Source organism: Pseudomonas sp. NPDC047961, assembly GCF_050272435.1.
Taxonomy (GTDB): domain Bacteria; phylum Pseudomonadota; class Gammaproteobacteria; order Pseudomonadales; family Pseudomonadaceae; genus Stutzerimonas.
In genome coordinates, this window is sequence record NZ_JBNNMD010000006.1 from 87,553 (window position 1) to 106,980 (window position 19,428).

The window sequence follows — 19,428 nt, forward strand, 5'->3', positions numbered from 1 at the left end:
TTTATCTGCAGTATTGGCACAACTCCAGCAGCGATCCCTGCATTCCGCTCGATAGTCGCCATGCGTGGGAATGATGATGTGCTGTATGTAAGGCCACTCCGACTGCTGCAGGTTTGTGTCATTGCAAAGCGGGAATGGACATGCCGACGTCACTCCGATCTGTCTAGAATGCAGACGCAACCCTCATTTCGGTCAGCCGCGCCTTATGTCTGACCACAGCTTGAAGTGAAAGGCATGAATCGCAACGACCTTCGCCGCGTAGACCTGAACCTGTTGATCGTCTTCGAAACGCTGATGCACGAGCGCAGCGTGACCCGTGCCGCGGAGAAACTCTTTCTCGGCCAGCCGGCGATCAGTGCTGCACTGGCGCGCCTGCGCACGCTGTTCGACGACCCGTTGTTCGTACGCACCGGCCGCAGCATGGAGCCGACTGCACGCGCGCAGGAGATCGCCGGTCTGCTGTCGCCGGCGCTGGACTCGATCTCCACGGCTGTCAGCCGCGCCTCCACGTTCGATCCCGCCACCAGCGAGCTGGTGTTTCGTATCGGTCTGACTGATGAGGTCGAGTTCGCGCTGCTCCCGCAGTTGCTCAGGCGTGTGCGCGCCGAGGCGCCCGACGTGGTGCTGGTGGTACGGCGCGCCAACTATCTGCTGATGCCGGGGCTGCTTGCGTCTGGCGAGATCTCGGTGGGTGTCTGCTACACCGAGGAACTGCCGGCCAACGCCAAGCGCAAAATCTTGCGCAGGCCAAAACCGATGCTGCTCCGCGCTGACAGCATCCCCGGCCGCATGACGATGGAAGACTACTGCTCGCGCCCACATGCCATGGTTTCCTTTGCCGGCGATTTGAATGGCTACATCGATGACGAACTGGCGCTCCACGGCTGCAAACGCAAGGTCGTGCTCGCCGTACCGCAGTTCAACGGGCTGGCCAGCCTGCTGGCGGGCACCGACTTGGTCGCGACGGTGCCTGACTACGCCGCGGCAGCCCTGGCCGCTAACGGTGGTGTGCGTGCCGAGCCGCTGCCATTCGACACAAGCCAGGACTTCGAACTGTCCATGGCCTGGCGCGGCGCCCAGGACAACGACCCGGCCGAGCGCTGGCTGCGTTCGCGGATTCAGATGTTCGTAGGTGATCCGGACAGTCTCTAAACCGCCGTTTTTCTTAGCAAAGCGCTTGCCGTGGTGGGCTGAAGCCCACCCTACCTGAGCCCAGCTTTCGACCCGCAGCTGGTGGGCTGAAGCCAGCCTAATATCAGACCCTGCACATCCCCGTCGTAGGGTGGGCTTCAGCCCACCAGCCCGGCCGAAACCACCTCAGTCGATTGGGCACCAATGCCCCTGCAATCCCGTACTCAACATCGATGACAAATGCTGCAACATCATCGCGGATGATATTTACATTCGCCTCGTTCGATTTTTGCTTGTAAAGGCCAACCCCCACACTTCCGCCATCGATAAAAACCCGAGTTGCGGAGTCAAGCATGGATCGTTCACTCAAAGCCTTGCGTTACCCATTGGTTGCGGTTGCTGCCGCCCTTGTAGGTGCATGCGGAAAAGCGCCTGAAGCCACCGAAGCGGCTATGCCGGCCCCCGCCGTCAGCGTTGCTGAGGTCATTGAGCAGCAGGTGACCGAATGGGACGAACTTACCGGCCGCCTGGAAGCGCCCGAGTCGGTCGATATTCGTCCACGCGTGTCGGGCTTCATCGACAAGGTCGCGTTCGAAGAAGGCTCCCTGGTGAAGAAAGGCGATCTGCTGTTCCAGATTGACCCGCGCCCGTTCGAAGCCCAGGTCAAACGCTTGCAGGCCGAGTTGCAACAGGCTCGTGCCACTGAGCGCCGGACCGCAAGCGAGGCCGAACGCGGTGAGCGACTGCGCGCCAATAACGCTATTTCCGCCGAACTGGCTGATGCGAGGGCCAGCGCAGCCAGCGAAGCGAAGTCCGCCGTCGCGGCCATTCAAGCTCAGCTCGATGCAGCCAAGCTGGATCTCGGTTTCACACGCGTCACTGCCCCCATCGATGGCCGCGCAGGTCGTGCGCTGATAACCGCGGGCAACCTGGTCAATGCTGGCGAAGCCTTGCTGACGACGCTGGTCTCGACCGACAAGGTCTATGCCTACTTCGAGGCAGATGAACGCACCTACCTGAAATACCGCGAACTGGCCCGTGACGGTGAGCGAGGGGAAGAAACCCCTGTGTACCTCGGGCTATCCAGCGAAGAAGGCCACCCGCATCTCGGGCACATGGACTTCATTGACAACCAGGTTGATCCCCGCACAGGCACCATTCGCGGTCGCGCCGTGTTCGACAACCGTGACGGCAGCTTCACGCCAGGGCTTTATGCGCGCCTGAAGCTGGTCGGCAGCGCCACCTACGACGCCGTCCTGATCAAGGATGTCGCGGTCGGAACCGATCTGGGCAAGAAGTTCGTCCTGGTCCTCGGGGAGGACGACACCGTCAACTATCGCTCCATCGAGCTCGGCCCGAAGCTTGAGGGCCTGCGCATCGTGCGTGACGGTCTGAAGGAAGGTGAAACCATCGTGGTGAACGGCCTGCAGCGCGTTCGTCCGGGCAACGCCGTGCAGCCCCAGAATGTGCCTATGGCCGACGCTGACACCCTCGCCGCGCTGAAAGAACAGAACCGTGCAATCTCCGCCGCGATGAAGCCGCAGGTGGTCGACCGCACGCTGGCGCGCGGACCGAACAGTTGATTTTCAAAACGTCCAGCTGACCGGCGCCGAGGCGCCACCCCATAAAAACTGATTCCGCCAGGGTGCGTCATGCGCACCCTCTCCCCCGGAGTGCGTCATGAATTTCTCTCAGTTCTTCATCCAACGGCCAATCTTCGCCGCGGTGCTGTCGCTGATCATCCTGATCGGTGGTGCCATCTCGCTGTTCCAATTGCCGATCAGCGAATATCCCGAGGTGGTGCCGCCGACGGTCGTGGTCCGCGCCAGCTTCCCGGGTTCGAACCCCAAAGTCATCGGCGAAACCGTCGCGTCCCCGCTGGAGCAGGCCATCACCGGCGTCGAGGGCATGCTCTACATGTCCTCCCAGGCGACCGCCGATGGCAAGCTGACCCTGACCATCACCTTCGCGCTGGGAACCGATCTGGACAACGCCCAGGTGCAGGTGCAGAACCGCGTCACGCGCACCCAGCCGACGCTGCCGACCGAAGTGCAGCGCCTCGGCGTCACGGTGGACAAAGCCTCGCCGGACCTGACGATGGTGGTGCACCTGACCTCGCCGGACGAACGCTACGACATGCTTTATCTGTCCAACTATGCGGCGCTCAACGTCAAGGACGAGCTGGCGCGGCTGGACGGGATTGGTGATGTGCAGCTGTTCGGCATGGGCGATTATTCGCTTCGCGTCTGGCTCGATCCAAACAAGGTGGCCTCGCGCAACCTCACCGCGACTGACGTGGTCAATGCCATCCGCGAGCAGAACCACCAGGTTGCGGCGGGTTCGCTGGGCGCACCACCCGCACCGGGCGCGACGGACTTCCAGTTATCGATCAATACCCAAGGCCGACTGGTTAGCGAGGAGGAGTTCGAGAACATCATCATCCGCGCCGGCGAAGACGGCTCGATCACTCGCCTGCGGGACATCGCACGTATCGAACTGGGTTCCAGCCAGTACGCGCTGCGCTCCTTGCTCAACAACCAACCGGCCGTTGCCATTCCGGTGTTTCAGCGCCCTGGCTCGAATGCCATCGAAATCTCCGATTCGGTACGTGCTCGCATGGCCGAACTGAAGAAGGATTTCCCCGAAGGCGTGGACTACGAAATCGTCTACGACCCAACCATCTTCGTGCGCGGGTCCATCGAGGCGGTGGTGCATACCCTGCTCGAGGCCATCGTGCTGGTGGTACTGGTGGTCATCCTGTTCCTGCAGACCTGGCGCGCCTCGATCATCCCGCTGGCTGCCGTGCCGGTGTCGCTGATCGGCACATTCGCGGTGATGCACATGCTGGGGTTCTCGCTCAACGCGCTGTCGCTGTTTGGCCTGGTGTTGGCGATCGGCATCGTGGTGGACGACGCCATCGTGGTCGTGGAGAACGTCGAGCGGAATATTGGCCTCGGCAAATCCCCGGTCGAAGCCACGAAGCAGGCGATGAAGGAAGTGACGGGGCCGATTATTGCGACGGCGCTAGTGCTCTGCGCCGTGTTCATCCCGACCGCGTTCATTTCCGGCCTCACCGGGCAGTTCTACCAGCAGTTCGCGTTGACCATTGCCATTTCGACGGTCATTTCCGCCTTCAACTCCCTGACTCTGTCTCCAGCCTTGGCGGCCGCATTGCTGCGCAGCCATGACGCGCCGAAAGACGGCTTCTCGCGGCTGCTGGACAAATTGTTCGGCGGCTGGCTGTTCGCGCCGTTCAACCGCGTATTCGAGCGTGCGAGTCACGGCTACGTCGGTGCGGTTAAACGCATCCTGCGCGGCAGCGGCATCGCCCTGGTGGTGTATGTCGGCCTGGTCGGACTCGGATACCTGGGATTCGCCAGTACTCCGACCGGTTTCGTGCCGCCGCAGGACAAGCAGTACCTGGTGGCCTTCGCGCAACTGCCGGATGCGGCCACGCTGGATCGCACCGAGGATGTCATCAAGCGCATGTCGCAAATCGCAGCCGAGCATCCCGGTGTCGAGAACACCGTGGCCTTTCCGGGCCTGTCGATCAATGGCTTCACCAACAGCCCGAACAGCGGGATCGTCTTCACCCCACTCAAGCCCTTCGATGAGCGCAGTGATCCCTCACTGTCCGCCAACGCCATCGCCGCTGATCTGAACGGCCAGTTCGCGCAAATCCAGGACGCCTTCATCGCGATCTTCCCGCCACCGCCGGTACAAGGACTGGGCACCATTGGTGGCTTCCGCGTGCAGGTTCAGGACCGCGGCAACCTCGGCTATGAGGAGCTCTACAAGCAGGTACAGAACGTCATCGCCAAGAGCGCAGACTATCCCGAGCTGGCCGGGCTGTTTACCAGTTACCAGGTGAACGTGCCGCAGATCGATGCCGACATCGACCGGGAAAAAGCCAAGACTCACGGCGTGGCTATCGATCAGATCTTCGACACCATGCAGGTCTACCTCGGCTCACTGTATGCCAACGACTTCAACCGCTTTGGCCGCACCTATCAGGTCAACGTCCAGGCCGAGCAGAAGTTTCGCCTGACGCCCGACCAGATCGGCCAGCTGAAGGTGCGCAACAACCGTGGCGAGATGGTGCCCCTGTCGACCTTCGTCAAGGTCAGTGACAGTTCCGGCCCGGATCGCGTGATGCACTACAACGGCTTCTTGACCGCTGAAATCAACGGTGCGGCCGCCCCCGGCTACAGCTCCGGTCAGGCCGAAGCGGCGATGGAGCGGCTGCTACAAGCTGAGCTACCGAACGGCATGAGCTTCGAATGGACCGAGCTGACCTATCAGCAGATCCTGGCTGGTAACACCGCGATGTTCGTCTTCCCGCTCTGCGTGCTGCTGGCCTTCCTGGTATTGGCGGCGCAGTACGAAAGCTGGAGCCTGCCACTGGCGGTGATTCTGATCGTACCGATGACGCTGCTCTCGGCCATCACCGGGGTGATCCTCTCTGGCGGCGACAACAACGTATTTACCCAGATCGGCCTGATCGTCCTCGTCGGCCTGGCATGCAAGAACGCGATTCTGATCGTCGAGTTCGCCAAGGACAAACAGGAAGAAGGCATGGACCGTCTATCCGCTGTGCTCGAGGCCTGCCGCCTGCGGCTACGCCCGATTCTGATGACCAGCTTCGCGTTCATCATGGGTGTGGTGCCGTTGGTGCTCTCCTCCGGCGCAGGTGCTGAGATGCGTCACGCCATGGGCGTTGCGGTGTTCAGCGGCATGCTCGGGGTGACCTTCTTCGGCCTGTTGCTGACGCCGGTGTTCTACCTGGTCATACGCGCCTACGTTGAACGGCGCGCTGAGAAGAAAGCGATATTGAAGGAGGCGCACGCATGAAGGCTGTCATTTCCACTCCGTTACTGCTTGCGGCTGTTCTCGCCTTGAGCGCCTGCGCAGTGGGGCCGGATTACCGCGCGCCGGAGGTTGAGCCTGCGCAGATTGAACGCGCAGCGGCGGCTGGCTTCGATCAATCACAATTCCAGGCGGCTTGGTGGCGCCAGTTCGATGATCCGACGCTCGATGCACTGGTGGGTGAAGCGTTGGCCGAGAACCGCGAACTGCGCATCGCCTTCGCCCGGCTCCGTGCCGCTCGTTCGATTCGTGATGATGTGACCAACGATCGCTTCCCTACCGTAACCGCAGGGGCCAGCGCCGAATATGGCGAGGCTCAGCAGCCTGGCTTCGGCGAGGAGCGCAGTAGCATCGAGCGTTACGATCTTGGGCTGGACATGGCCTGGGAACTTGACCTGTTCGGCCGGGTGCAGCGACGCATCGAAGCCAGCGAGGCGCAGAGTGAAGCTGCGGAAGCGGAGCTCTACCAGCTACAGGTCAGCCTGATCGCCGAACTGGTCGACGCCTACGGCCAACTGCGCGGCGCGCAGTTGCGTGAACGCATCGCCCGGGAAAACCTTGAGAATCAGCGCAACTCGCATCGCCTGACCGAGCAGCTGCGCGACGCTGGCGTAGGTAGCGAACTTGACGTGCTGCGCGCCGATGCACGGCTGGCAGCAACCGAGGCCAGCTTGCCGCAACTGCAGGCGCAGCAGACCCGTGCGACCAATCGCATCGCAACCCTGCTCGGTCAGCGCGCCGATAGGCTGAGTGTCGAGCTTGCGCCGCGGGAGTTACCTGCCATCGCCAAGGCGCTGCCGATCGGTGACCCCACCGAGCTGCTACGTCGCCGACCGGACATTCTCGCGGCCGAACGGCAGCTGGCAGCGGCGACTGCCAACGTGGGCGTAGCGACGGCTGATCTGTTTCCGCGGGTAAGCCTGAGTGGCTTCCTGGGCTTTATTGCGGGGCGCGGTTCGCAGATCGGTTCGAGCGCGGCTCAGGCTTGGGGCGTCGCACCGAGCATCACCTGGGCAGCGTTCGACATGGGCAGCGTTCGCGCCAGATTGCGAGGTGCAAAAGCGGACGCCGAAGGTGCGTTGGCCAGCTACGAGCAGCAGGTACTGCTGGCGTTGGAGGAATCGGAGAACGCCTTCAGCGACTATGCGAGAGCTCAGGAGCGGTTGCTCGCCCTGTTGCGTCAGTCCGGCGCCAGCCGCGCGGCAGCAGAGCAAGCAGCGATCCGTTACCGGGAAGGCACGGTGGACTTTCTGGTGCTGCTGGATGCCGAGCGTGAGCGTCTCGCTGCCGAAGATGCACAGGCCCAGGCCGAAGTCGAGGTCTACCGTGGCGTCGTAGGCCTTTACAAGGCACTCGGCGGCGGTTGGCAGCTGGCCAACGGCTGATCGACAACGGCTCTGCGCTGCAGTCTAGCGGCGCAGAGCCGCCCCTATCGGCGGCGAAAGTGTGACCTGTTGCAACTCCCGCTGCCTCAATTATGAATTCTGTGAGAAAGCCCTTTTTACGGTGCGGCTTATTTGGCATAACGCTTCATTGAAGCTCAATCACATCTGCGTCTCGGATGTCATGCCAACCCACCAAAAACAAAGAGCCTTTTCATGATCAAGCCGATCATCACCCTCGCCGGCCTGGTGCTGGCGTTGACCGCGACCGCGGTCGAAGCTGAGCCGATCGTCATCAAGTTCTCGCACGTCGTCGCTGAAGACACCCCGAAAGGCAAGGGTGCCCTGCTGTTCAAGAAACTGGTTGAAGAGCGTCTGCCCGGCCAGGTAAGCGTCGAGGTCTACCCCAACTCGACGTTGTTCGGCGATGCCAACGAGCTTGAGGCGCTGGCCAATGACGAGGTGCAGCTGCTAGCGCCTTCGTTAGCGAAATTCGAGAAGTACACCAAGCAGGTGCAAGTATTCGATCTGCCTTTCCTGTTCGATGACCTGGAGGCCGTCAATCGTTTCCAAAAGCGCGCCAAGGGACGCCAATTACTGCGCTCGATGGAGAAGGAGAACATCACCGGTCTGGCTTACTGGCACAACGGCATGAAGCAGCTCTCGGCAACAAAGGCGCTGCGCCTGCCAAGCGATGCAATGGGTCTGGCTTTCCGTATCCAGCCCTCCGCCGTTCTGGAGTCGCAATTCGCACAGGTGGGAGCTTCGACCAAGAAGCTCCCCTTCGCCGAGGTCTACGCCTCGCTGCAGAACGGGACCGTCCAGGGCGCGGAAAACCCCTGGTCGAACATCTACAGCAAGAAGATGCACACGGTGCAGCCTTACATCACCGAATCCAACCATGGCGTGCTCGACTACATGCTGGTGAGCAATACGCGGTTCTGGTTCGGCATACCGCACCAGGTACGCACCGAGTTAGAAGGCATTATCGACGAGGTCACCTTCGAGGTTAACCGCGCCGCGGAAGAAGCCAACCAGGCCGACCGCGAGCGTATCCGCAAGGCGGGCACGTCCGAGATCATCGAACTGACCCCGGAACAACGCGAAGCCTGGCGTGAAGCCATGCGGCCAGTGTGGCAGGAATTCGAACCGGTGATCGGCGCCGATATCATCAAGGCAGCACAAACGGTTAACCGCAAGCAGCGCGACTGACCTCCCCGCCTCACCTTTCAACCGCGGCAGCAACGCCGCGGTTTCCCCAACGCCGCTCGGCAAGATGACCGACCCACCTATACGCAGCGCACCCTCCAGCAGCCACGAATGTCATTTGGGCCCGCACGTTGGCGCCGTTGTGATCAGCGTTCAGGCGTCTCTAGCAGCGGTTCGAAATCCAGCTGCGTTTCTTCCCAACCGCCGCCCAACGCTGCGATTAGTTGTACGCTGGCAGCGAGTTGATCGCCCAGCAGGGTCAGGTAGGTGCGTTCGTTGTTTAGGGCGCTGGTTTGCACGGTGGCGACGCTGAGGAAGTCGACTGTACCGGCGCGGTACTGGTTCTGGATCAGACGTAACGATTCCTGCGCGGCTTCCAGCGCTTGCCGTTGAACCACCGCTTCGGCGGCGAGGACGCGCAATTGCACCAGGTTGTCCTCAACCTCACGGAAGCTGTCGAGCACGGTCTGACGGTAATTGGCCACTGTCAGGTCATAGTTGGCCTCTGCCGCTTCGAGGTCGGCACGCCGGCCACCGAAATCGAGCAGTGTGGCGGCCAGCTGCGGGCCTAATGACCAGAAGCGGTTGGGTAGACTGATCAGGTCGCTAAAGCTGCTGTTTCGATAGCCACCGCTCGCGCTCAGTGTCAGGTCGGGATACCAGGCTGCTTCGGCCACGCCAATTTGCGCGTTTGCCGCAATCACTTGCCGTTCAGCCGACGCGATATCCGGGCGGCGTTCGAGCAATTGCGAAGGCAGGGCTAGCGGCACTGTTGGCAAATCGGGGATTTCATCACGTTCCTCGATGTCCAGCTCCGACGGCGGTACCCCAATCAGCACCGCAATAGCGTGCTCCATCTGGGCCCGTTGCCATTGCAGGTCGATGGCCTGAGCCTCCGTGCTTCTGAGCTGAGTCAGCGCCTGGGTCACATCTGACTTGGGCACGATGCCCGCACGATACTGGTTTTCAGTGAGGCGCAATGATCGCGCAAAGGCTTCGACCGTCTGGTTCAGTAGCCGCTGCTGTTCGTCCATCACGCGCAACTGCAAATAGGTCTGGACCAGTTCGGATTGCAGGCTCAGCCGCACAGCAGCGAGATCCGCAGCTGTTGCCTGCATATTGGCTCGATTGGCTTCAAGGTTGCGCCGCAGACGGCCCCAGATGTCCAGCTCCCAGGCCGCATCGAGCCCCACGCTGTAACTCTCGCTGATGCCGCTGATGCCGCTGAGGCCGCTTCCGCTCTGTGCGGCTGAGCTGGTCGAACTGCCCTGTCCGGCACGCGTCGCGCCGGCGCTGCTCCCCACTGTCGGGAACAGCTGAGAGCGAGCCCCCCGCACCAGCGCGCGCGCCTGGCGGTACTGCGCTTCGGCCGCCGCCAGGTTCTGGTTGGACACGTTCAGCCGTTCGACCAATGCATCCAACTTCGCATCACCGTATAGCCGCCACCAACTGCCGCGCTCCAGCACGTCGGCTGGGTTGGCGACCTTCCAACCTTCGGCCCGCTTGAATTCCGCGGCCATTGGCAGCTCGGGGCGCTGGTAGTCAGGACCCAAGGTGCAGGCACCTAGAGAAAATGTCATGACGACGATGGCCAGCGGGCGTAGGGAGTTTTTCAGGGACAACGAACTCATAGCGGACTTTCCAGGGCGGCATCGGTGCGTACACCGCGCCAGCGGTTGAAACGGTGGCGCGCGCGGTCCAGATAGAGGTAGACCACCGGCGTGGTGTAGAGCGTGAGGATCTGGCTGAGGATCAGGCCACCAATGATGGTCAGGCCCAACGGCTGGCGCATTTCTGCCCCCTCCGCCCCCCCGAGCAGCAACGGCAATGCGCCAAGGATCGCCGCCATAGTGGTCATCAGGATCGGCCGAAAACGCAACAGGCAAGCCCGGCGAATCGACTCGTCCGGCGCTAGATGATCGTTACGCTCGAACTGCAGCGCCAGATCGATCATCAGAATCGCGTTCTTTTTCACCACACCGATGAGCAGGAACAACCCGAGCAGCGAAATCAGGCTGAACTCTTCGCCCGTCAGAATGATGGCCAGCAACGCGCCAACACCGGCTGAAGGCAGTGTGGACAGGATCGTCAGCGGATGGATGTAACTCTCGTACAGAACGCCCAGCACGATATAGACGAGCAGCAACGCGCCCAGAATCATCAACGGCTGGCTGTCCTGCGTGGACTGGAAGACGTCACCCGTGCCGCCCAGGCGGCCCTGGACCTCGCTCGGTAGACCGATCGCTGCGACGGCACGCTCGATCACCCGCGTCGCCTGGTCCAGGCTGACGCCGGGCGCCAGGTCGAAATCGATGTTCTCGGCGGCGAACTGCCCGTCGTGACTGACGCTGTCCTCTTCCAGGCTCCGCTCGTAACGTGCGAATGCAGCCAGCGGAACACGCCGGCCATCGCTGGTGATCACCTGAACCTGCTCCAGTACCTCGGGATGTTGGGCGTAGCTTGGATCGATCTCCATCACCACTCGGTACTGGTTCAGCGATTCGTAGATGGTAGAGATCTGCCGCTGGCTGAAGGCATTGTTGAGCATCGTCGTCACAGTGCTCATGTCGATGCCGAGCCGCTTGGCGGCATCGCGGTCGACCTTCAGGCTGATCTGCTGTGCGCCCTCGCCTTCATTCGCGTCGATGCTGGTCAGCTCTGGCAAGGCCATCAACGCTCGGGTCACTTGCGGCACCCAGGTTCGGAGATCGGCCAGATCGCTGGCCAGCAGGTTGTAGGAATAGGCCGAGCTGCTCTGCCGACCGCCCCCGAATTGCAAATCCTGATCGGCCATCAGAAACATCCGACCACCCGGTACCTTCGGCTGGTTCTTGCGGATACGCTCGATCACTTTTTGCGCAGAAATTTTGCGTTCATCCAGCGGCTTGAGCCGGACGATCATGAAGGCATTGTTGATGCCGCCCTGCCCGCCAATGAAGCCTGCCACGCTTTCCACGGCCGGATCGGCCAGTACCGCCTTGCGGTAGGTCTCCATCTTCGGCTGCATGACCTGGAACGAAAGGCCGTCATCGCCGCGAATGAAGCCGGTCAGCTGGCCGGTGTCCTGTTGCGGGAGGAAGGTTTTCGGAACCTGCACATACAAAAAGACGTTGAGACCGATGGTCGCCAGCAAGGTAAACAGCGTGATCCGATGATGCCGCAGCGCCCAGCCTAGGGACCTGTCGTAATGGCCTAACAACCACTGGTGGGCCTTGTGGCTCCAGCGATACAGACGGCCGTCATGCTCGGGCTGATGAGGCTTCAACCAGCGTGCACAGAGCATCGGCGTCAACGTCAGCGAGACCAGCAGCGAGACCAGAATCGCCGCTGCCAAGGTGATGGAGAACTCGCGGAACAACCGCTCGACAATGCCGCCCATGAACAGGATCGAGACGAATACGACCACCAGCGAGAGGTTCATCGACAACAGGGTGAAGCCCACCTCGCGCGTACCGATATAGGCGGCACGCAACGGCGGAACCCCCTCGTCGATGTGCCGAGCGATGTTTTCCAGCACCACGATAGCGTCATCCACTACCAGCCCGGCGGCGAGGATCAAGGCCATCAGCGACAGCACATTGAGCGAGAAGCCGAACAGGTACATAACGGCAAAGGTGCCAACCAGCGAAACCGGAACTGCCAGCGCCGGGATCAGCGCGGTACGCAACCGGCCAAGGAAGAGAAATACCAGCACGATCACCAGGCCCACCGCGATCAGCAAGGTCCGTTCGGCCTCGTGGAGGGTGGCACGGATGACCGGCGAACGATCCATCGCCACTGCCATGTTGACGCTGCCGGGCACGATCGCCTGCAGTGCCGGCAGCTCGTTGCGAATGCCCTCGATGGTTTCGATGATATTGGCGCCGGCCTGGCGATTAATCACCAGCAGTACGGCACGGTCGTTGTTGAAAAAACCGTCGTTGTAGCGATCTTCAACCCCGTCTTTGACCTTCGCCACATCGCTCAGACGCAGCGCCGCGCCGTCCTGATAACGGATGATCAGCGGCAAATAGTCAGCGGCTTCATGCAGTTGGTCGCTGGCCTGCACCTGCCAGTGGCGATGGTCGTCTTCGACCATCCCCTTGGGTCGCCGAACATTCGCATTGGCGATGGTATTGCGCACCTCATCGAGCGAGACGCCGTACTGCTCAAGCTGCTGAGGCTGCAGCTCGACCCGCACCGCAGGCAACGAACTCCCGCCCACCTGCACCTCGCCCACGCCTGGAACCTGCGACAACTTCTGCGCCAAGATTGTCGAGCCGATGTCGTAGAGCTGCCCCTTGCTGAGCACGTCGGAGGTTAGCGACAGCACCATGATCGGTGCTTGTGCAGGGTTGATCTTGCGGTAGGTCGGCATGCTGCGCATCCCGCTGGGCAGCAGATTGCGCGAAGCGTTGATTGCCGCCTGAACATCGCGGGCGGCACCATTGATATCCCGCTCAAGATCGAACTGGATGATGATGCGCGTCGAGCCCTGACTGCTGCGGCTGCTCATCTGGCTGACGCCTGCGATGCTCCCAAGGGAGCGCTCCAACGGCGTCGCCACGCTGGATGCCATGATTTCAGGGCTGGCGCCGGGCAGGCTGGCCTGGACCGTAATCACCGGAAAATCCATATTCGGCAGCGGCGACACCGGCAACAGACCGAAGCTGACCCCACCCAGCAATAGAATCGCCAGGCTCAGCAGCATGGTGGCGACCGGGCGCGCGATAAAGGGGGCAGACAGGTTCATGGCTTAAAGGCCAGGGAAAGCTCGAGACTCATAGCGCCGTCTCTTGAGCTGAAGCGGATTTGCGCCCGAACCGGCTGCCCAGCCGATCGAAAAACAGATAAATCACTGGCGTGGTAAATAGTGTCAGCAACTGGCTGAGCAGCAGACCGCCGACCAGCACCAGCCCCAGCGGCTGACGCAATTCGGCCCCTGAGCCCGAGGCGAGCATCAGCGGTACCGCGCCGAACAGCGCCGCCAGCGTCGTCATCAGGATCGGTCGGAAGCGCAGCAAGGCAGCGCGATAGATCGCGTCCTGCGGACTCATACCCTGATTGCGCTCGGCCTCAAGGGCGAAGTCGATCATCATGATGGCGTTCTTCTTGACGATGCCAATCAGCAGGATGATGCCGATGATGGCGATCAACCCCAGATCGTTGCCGGTCAACAGCAACGCCAGCAAGGCGCCGACCGCTGCCGAGGGTAGCGTCGACAGGATGGTGATCGGGTGGATGTAGCTCTCGTAGAGCACACCCAGCACGATGTACATGGTGACCACCGCCGCGAGGATCAACAGCAGCGTGCTCGACAGCGATGCGCGGAACGCTTCGGCAGCGCCTTGGAACCGGCTCTGAATTCCAGCAGGCAAGCCGATTTCCGCCTCGACGCTCTCGATGACTTCCACCGCTTTACCCAGCGAAACGCCATCGGCCAGGTTGAATGACAGCGTCACCGCCGGAAATTGGCCGATGTGGTTGATCAGCAGGGGCGCGTTGCGTTGTTCAAGCGTTGCCAAGCTCGACAACCTGACCGGCGTGCCGCCTTCGCTCTGCACGAACAACTGGTCCAACGCCTGCGCGCCGAGACGGTCGCCTGCCTCCGCCTCGAGCACCACGCGGTACTGACTGGCTTGAGTGAAAATCGTGGAAATCTGCCGCTGACCGAATGCGTCATATAACGCATCGGTGATAGCCGAGATCTGAATGCCCAGGCGCGCCGCCGCATCTCGGTCGATATCCAGGAAGATTTGCAGGCCATCGCTTTGCAGGTCGCTCGCAACATCGGTCAGTTCCGGTCGCTCGCGCAAAGCTGCAACCAGGCGCGGGGTCCATTCTTCGAGCAATTCTCCGTCGGGCGACTCCAGACTGAACTGGAACTGCGTGCGACTGACCCGATCTTCGATGGACAGGTCCTGCACCGGCTGCATGTACAGCTCGATGCCCGGCAGTTTGGCCAGCTCCGGCCGCAACCGGTCGATGACCTGGCTGGCGGTGACATCGCGTTCATCGTGAGGCTTGAGGTTGATCAGCATCCGCCCGCTGTTAAGCGTTACGTTATCGCCATCAACGCCAATGTAGGACGACAGGCTGGCCACAGCGGGGTCCGCGAGAATCACGCGGGACAGCGATTGCTGGCGCTCACTCATGGCACGAAACGAAATGGATTGAGGGGCCTCACTGATGCCTTGTATCACCCCGGTGTCCTGCACTGGAAAGAAGCCCTTCGGCACCGCCAGATACAGCACCACCGTAAGCCCAAGCGTGGCCACGGCGACCAGCAAGGTCAGCGTCTGATGGCCCAACACCCAGGTCAGCCAACGTGCATAACCGCCAATCAGCCGCTCGACCCAGTCCGGTGCCGATTTTTCAGCCGCGGCGGGCTTGAGCAACTTGGCACACATCATCGGCGTCAACGTCAGCGAGACCACCAGCGAGATCATGATCGCGACGGCCAGAGTGATGGCGAACTCGCGGAACAGACGCCCCACCACGTCTTGCATGAACAGCAGCGGAATCAGCACGGCAATCAGCGACAGCGTCAGCGATATCAACGTGAAGCTGATCTGCTTGGCCCCCTTGAGCGCGGCTTGCAGCGGCGTCTCACCCTCTTCCACATGGCGAGCGATGTTTTCGAGCATGACAATGGCGTCGTCCACCACGAACCCGGTCGCAATGGTCAGCGCCATCAACGTCAGGTTGTTCAGCGAAAAACCGGCGAGGTGCATCACGGCAAAGGTACCGATCAGCGACAGCGGTACCGCGATGGAGGGAATGATGGTCGCCGACAAACGCTTGAGGAAAACGAAGGTGACCATCACCACCAGAAAGGTGGCCATCAGCAATTCATGCTGGACGTCAGTGATGGCAGCCCGGATCGTCTGCGTACGATCGGTGAGCACCACCACGTCCAGGCCGGTCGGCATGCTCGCCGTGACCTCTGGCAGCAGCGCCTGAATGCGCTCGACCACTTCAATCACGTTAGCGCCGGGCTGGCGCTGGATGTTCAAAAGGACCGCCTGGCTTTGATTGGCCCAGGCCGCGAGGCGCTCGTTCTCGGCGCCGTCGATGATGTCGGCGACATCTTTCAACCGGAGTGCCGCGCCGTCCTCGTAGGCCAAAATAAGTTCGGCGTATTCCTCCGGGGTTTTCAGCTGATCGTTGGCATCGAGCATCGAGACGCGCGTCGGGCCGTCGAAATTACCCTTGGGTTGATTGACGTTGGAGCTGGTTACCAATGAGCGAACGTCAGCGAGCGACAGACCGTAGGACGCAAGCGCCTCCGGATTGACTCGAATACGCACCGCAGGGCGCTGGCCTCCGGCAATGCTGACCATGCCCACGCCACTGATCTGCGCGAGCTTCTGCGCCATGCGCGTGTCGACCAGGTCGTGCAACTCCGGCAGCGCCAGGCTTTCAGATGTGATGGCCAGCGTCATGACCGGGGTGTCCGCCGGGTTGACCTTGTTGTAAACCGGCGGTGCCGGCAGATCGTTGGGCAGCAGATTGCTCCCGGCATTGATAGCGGCCTGGACTTCCTGCTCAGCCACGTCCAGCTCGACTTCGAGCGAGAAGCGCAAGGTGATCACCGAAGCGCCACCGGAACTGGTGGACGACATCTGCGTCAGGCCCGGCATCTGCCCGAACTGCCGCTCCAATGGAGCCGTCACGGCGCTGGTCATGACTTCCGGGCTGGCGCCGGGATACAGCGTCATCACCCGAATGGTCGGGTAATCGACCTGCGGCAGCGCGGAAACCGGCAGCATGCGGTAGGCAATCAGGCCGGCCAGCAGGATCGCGATCATCGTCAAGGTGGTTGCCACGGGCCGAAGGATGAACAGCCGCGAGATGTTCATCGCGCTGGACGCTCCTTGGCGCTCTGAGGCTCAACCTTCGGATTCTCAGCGGCCTCTTCCGCGAGCTTCTGACGACCCACCACTTCGACCTCGCTGCCATCGCGCAGGCGGTCGGTGCCCTCCATGACGATTCGTTCGCCGACGTTCAATCCGCTGGTGACGACCGTTCGGTCGCCGTTGCTTGGGCCTACTTCAAGGACTCGCAGCTCCACCTTGGAGTCCTCGCCGACGACGTATGCATAATTGCCCCGCGAACCGAATTGCAGCGCGGCCGAGGGAATCAGGACCGCATCAGGCAAGGTTTCCACCCGTAGGCGAACGTTGACGAACTGGTTGGGTATCAGCAGTTCGTCCTCGTTATCGAAGCGCGCCTTCATCTTCAGCGTGCCAGTGGTCGTATCAATCAGGTTATCGACGCTTTCCAGTACGCCCTCACCGAGTAGGATGCGTTCGCCACGGTCCCAGGCCTGTACGGACAGCTCTTCACCGCGGCGGAACCGGGCAATGACTGGCGGCAACTCGCTTTCAGGCAGGGTAAAACTGATCGCCATGGGTTGGGTCTGGGTAATGACGACCAACGGCGTGGTGTCGTTGGCCGCCACAAGGTTGCCTTGATCCAGCTGACGCAGGCCGACGCGACCGTCGATTGGCGCGCGAATTTGGGTGAACTGCAGGTTCAGCTTGGCCTCGTTGACGGAGGCCTGGTTGGCGGCGAGTGTTCCTTTGTATTGATTCACCAATGCCTGCTGCGTATCGAGCGTCTGCTTGGCAATGCTGTCGTCGGCGAACAGGCCTCGATAGCGATCAAGATCGACCTGCGCGTTCTGCAACAAGGCGCGGTTCTGCTGGAGAGTGCCTTCGGCCTGCTGCAGCGCCACCCCATAAGCGCGAGGGTCGATGACGGCAAGCAGGTCGCCGGCCTTGACTCGCTGGCCCTCGTCGAATCGAATCTCGACCAGCTCTCCTGCCACGCGGCTGCGCACGTTGACTGTATTCAACGGCGTGACGGTGCCGAGCGCCTTGGCATAAACCTCGAATGGACCTTGCTCCACCGGGGCAACCCGCACCGGCGTCGGGCCGCCGAAGGCACCGAACGCTGGTCGACCGCCCGCTCGCTGTGACGGCGCCTCGGCCGAGGTTGGCCATAGCCACCAGAGCAGCAGCGCAATCGCAACAACCACGCCGCTGATGATTAGCCAGCGCCGCACGGAGCCGGCAGAAGAAGTAGTTGCCTCGGACATGAACTGGGTTCGCCTGAAAATGAGCGTGAACCATAAGCAGTCGCGCTCCGCTCGCAAAGGGGATTTACGGCATTTTTACGTATCCGGCGTTGTCGCAACCAAAACCGATCGCATAAAGCGCAGCACCGGCGCAGGAACCATGCTTGAGCCATTCAGTCTATGTACCGTTCGCTCGGTGCCTGACAAGGGTGGCGTACCGGACCACCTGCACACGATGGGATATGCCGCTATTTATCAGGCCGTCCGATAATGGCCTGCACAGGATCAAGGAATGAACGCATCACTGGTCATCCTGGCGTTAACCGTCGCCAGTTTTCTATTGGGTTTTCTACGCGACCTGTTCATCGCCAAGTCCTTCGGACTGAGCTGGGAAGCGGACCTGATATTCGTCGCATTGATCCTGCCGATGTTTTTCGAGAACTTCCTCGGCCTCGCCCTGCGCGACGCAATGATTCCGTACCTGCAAAAGCTGCGCAGCCAATCCGAAGCCTTGTTTGAAGCCGTCAGCCGCTGGCTTTATTGGCGGGTCATGCTCATGGGCGCAGCCGTGAGTGCCCTCGCCATCATTGCAAGCTATTGGCTTCTGAACATGCTGGCGCCCGGCTGGACGGACGCTCAGGTTGCCGCCGGCCAGATCGTATTCTGCGTAGGCGCGGTACTGGTCGCCGTTCAGGCGGTTTTGTATTGCCAGGGTGCACTGCTGAACATGGATGAGGTGTTCATCCTGCCGATGACACGGACGGTGCTGCTCAACGCTGGCGCGATCGTCGGCATCCTGCTGTTCCAACCCACCGGCATGGTGATTTTCATTGGCATGCTGCTGCCCCAGCTGACGTTGATTCTGGTCCAGCACCGGCGTATCGCGTACCTGCGCGGAGGCAACAAAGTCGAGACGAAGGGGCATGCAGGTGGCTTCGGTCTCGCGTTCGCACCGGTACTGCTAGCGGCTGGCGCGCAACAAGCCTGCATTCTTGCTGAGCGAATGTTCGCCTCCTACCTGGAGGAAGGCAGCATCACGATGCTGTCGTTTGCGTTTCGCATCGTCACCATACCGCTCACGCTTTACGCCTTGTCCGTGCTCTCGGTGCTCTTCCCCCGCTTCGTCTCGAGCTGGAATGATGGCGACCTCAGCGGCCATGCTGCTGTTATCCGCAAGGGATTGCTGGCGACGCTGCTGTTCCTGGTTCCGGCGTCCGTCGTGCTCTGTTCATTCCCGCAACCGGTGGTCTCGGTGCTACTGGAGCGGGGCCAGTTCGGCGCAACGCAAACCGATGCCACGGCCTCGTTGGTGGTTCTGTATGCCCTCGGTCTCCCTGCGATGGGCTTAGCGCTGCTATGGGGACGCGCGCTCTTAGCGCAGCATCAAGCACGGTTGTTTCTGGTGATCATGCTGGTCAGTTCCGCATTTACGATCGGCCTCGATGCGCTGCTCTACGGTCCATATGGCGCCGAAGGCCTGGCAGTATCGTTCTCTGCCGGCGTGACCTTGCAGGCGCTTTTCATGGGGCTATACGTTTATCGCGCGTCGCCGGCGGGCCTGGCTCCAGGTGTTCTCGGCCGCTGGATCGCCACAGCCGTTACTGTTGCAACGGCGCTGCACTGGTTACCCTCACCGCAAGGGCTGTTGCAGTTGTGTCTGTATATCGGGCTGGTGCTCTGTGCTTTCGCAATAGGTGTACTGCTGCTCGGCGAGAGGGATCTATTTAAACCAGCCTATTGGTCTATGAAAAAGGCGTGACGGCTATTTCTGCAGAACCG

At 61.4% G+C, this 19,428-nt stretch carries 10 protein-coding genes; 6 read left to right on the top strand and 4 right to left on the bottom strand.

Annotation, left to right across the window (positions count from 1 at the left end; translation table 11 throughout):
* Nucleotides 1-234 precede the first annotated feature (234 nt).
* From ACQKIK_RS18770 to ACQKIK_RS18790, 5 genes are all read left to right on the top strand, one after another.
* On the top strand, nt 235-1,152 hold the full coding sequence (locus ACQKIK_RS18770; RefSeq protein ID WP_045427440.1) for a LysR family transcriptional regulator: 918 nt from the start codon (nt 235-237) through the stop codon (nt 1,150-1,152).
* 332 nt (nt 1,153-1,484) lie between these two features.
* On the top strand, nt 1,485-2,714 hold the full coding sequence (gene mexE / locus ACQKIK_RS18775) for a multidrug efflux RND transporter periplasmic adaptor subunit MexE (protein ID WP_499137078.1): 1,230 nt from the start codon (nt 1,485-1,487) through the stop codon (nt 2,712-2,714).
* A gap of 97 nt (nt 2,715-2,811) precedes the next feature.
* Nucleotides 2,812-5,982 carry an efflux RND transporter permease subunit gene (locus ACQKIK_RS18780; protein WP_499137079.1) on the top strand — a complete coding sequence of 1,057 codons (3,171 nt, stop codon included), beginning with the start codon at nt 2,812-2,814 and terminating at the stop codon, nt 5,980-5,982.
* Nucleotides 5,979-7,382, top strand: coding sequence for an efflux transporter outer membrane subunit (locus tag ACQKIK_RS18785; protein WP_499137080.1), 1,404 nt, complete (start codon nt 5,979-5,981; stop codon nt 7,380-7,382). Before ACQKIK_RS18780 ends, ACQKIK_RS18785 begins: the two co-directional genes overlap by 4 nt.
* Nucleotides 7,383-7,598: 216 nt before the next feature.
* Nucleotides 7,599-8,591, top strand: coding sequence for a TRAP transporter substrate-binding protein (locus ACQKIK_RS18790; protein ID WP_045431838.1), 993 nt, complete (start codon nt 7,599-7,601; stop codon nt 8,589-8,591).
* A 143-nt stretch (nt 8,592-8,734) separates the two neighbouring features.
* Here ACQKIK_RS18790 and ACQKIK_RS18795 read toward each other — a convergent pair whose 3' ends face one another.
* From ACQKIK_RS18795 to ACQKIK_RS18810, 4 genes are read right to left on the bottom strand one after another with little or no spacing between them, the layout of a single operon-like run.
* A complete protein-coding gene (locus tag ACQKIK_RS18795) occupies nt 8,735-10,219 on the bottom strand; it encodes an efflux transporter outer membrane subunit (RefSeq protein ID WP_499137081.1) in 1,485 nt (494 codons plus the stop codon).
* Nucleotides 10,216-13,320 carry an efflux RND transporter permease subunit gene (locus ACQKIK_RS18800; RefSeq protein WP_499137082.1) on the bottom strand — a complete coding sequence of 1,035 codons (3,105 nt, stop codon included), beginning with the start codon at nt 13,318-13,320 and terminating at the stop codon, nt 10,216-10,218. Before ACQKIK_RS18800 ends, ACQKIK_RS18795 begins: the two co-directional genes overlap by 4 nt.
* A gap of 28 nt (nt 13,321-13,348) precedes the next feature.
* Entirely contained in the window at nt 13,349-16,429 is a 3,081-nt protein-coding gene (locus tag ACQKIK_RS18805) for an MdtB/MuxB family multidrug efflux RND transporter permease subunit (RefSeq protein ID WP_499137083.1), read from the bottom strand.
* The gene (locus ACQKIK_RS18810; RefSeq protein WP_499137084.1) at nt 16,426-17,670 is read right to left on the bottom strand and encodes an MdtA/MuxA family multidrug efflux RND transporter periplasmic adaptor subunit; all 1,245 of its coding nucleotides are present in this window, start codon (nt 17,668-17,670) and stop codon (nt 16,426-16,428) included. Before ACQKIK_RS18810 ends, ACQKIK_RS18805 begins: the two co-directional genes overlap by 4 nt.
* Nucleotides 17,671-17,941: 271 nt before the next feature.
* On the opposite strand from ACQKIK_RS18810, the gene ACQKIK_RS18815 reads away from it, so the two are divergent.
* Nucleotides 17,942-19,408 carry a lipid II flippase MurJ gene (locus tag ACQKIK_RS18815; protein ID WP_499137085.1) on the top strand — a complete coding sequence of 489 codons (1,467 nt, stop codon included), beginning with the start codon at nt 17,942-17,944 and terminating at the stop codon, nt 19,406-19,408.
* The last annotated feature ends 20 nt before the right edge of the window (nt 19,409-19,428 follow it).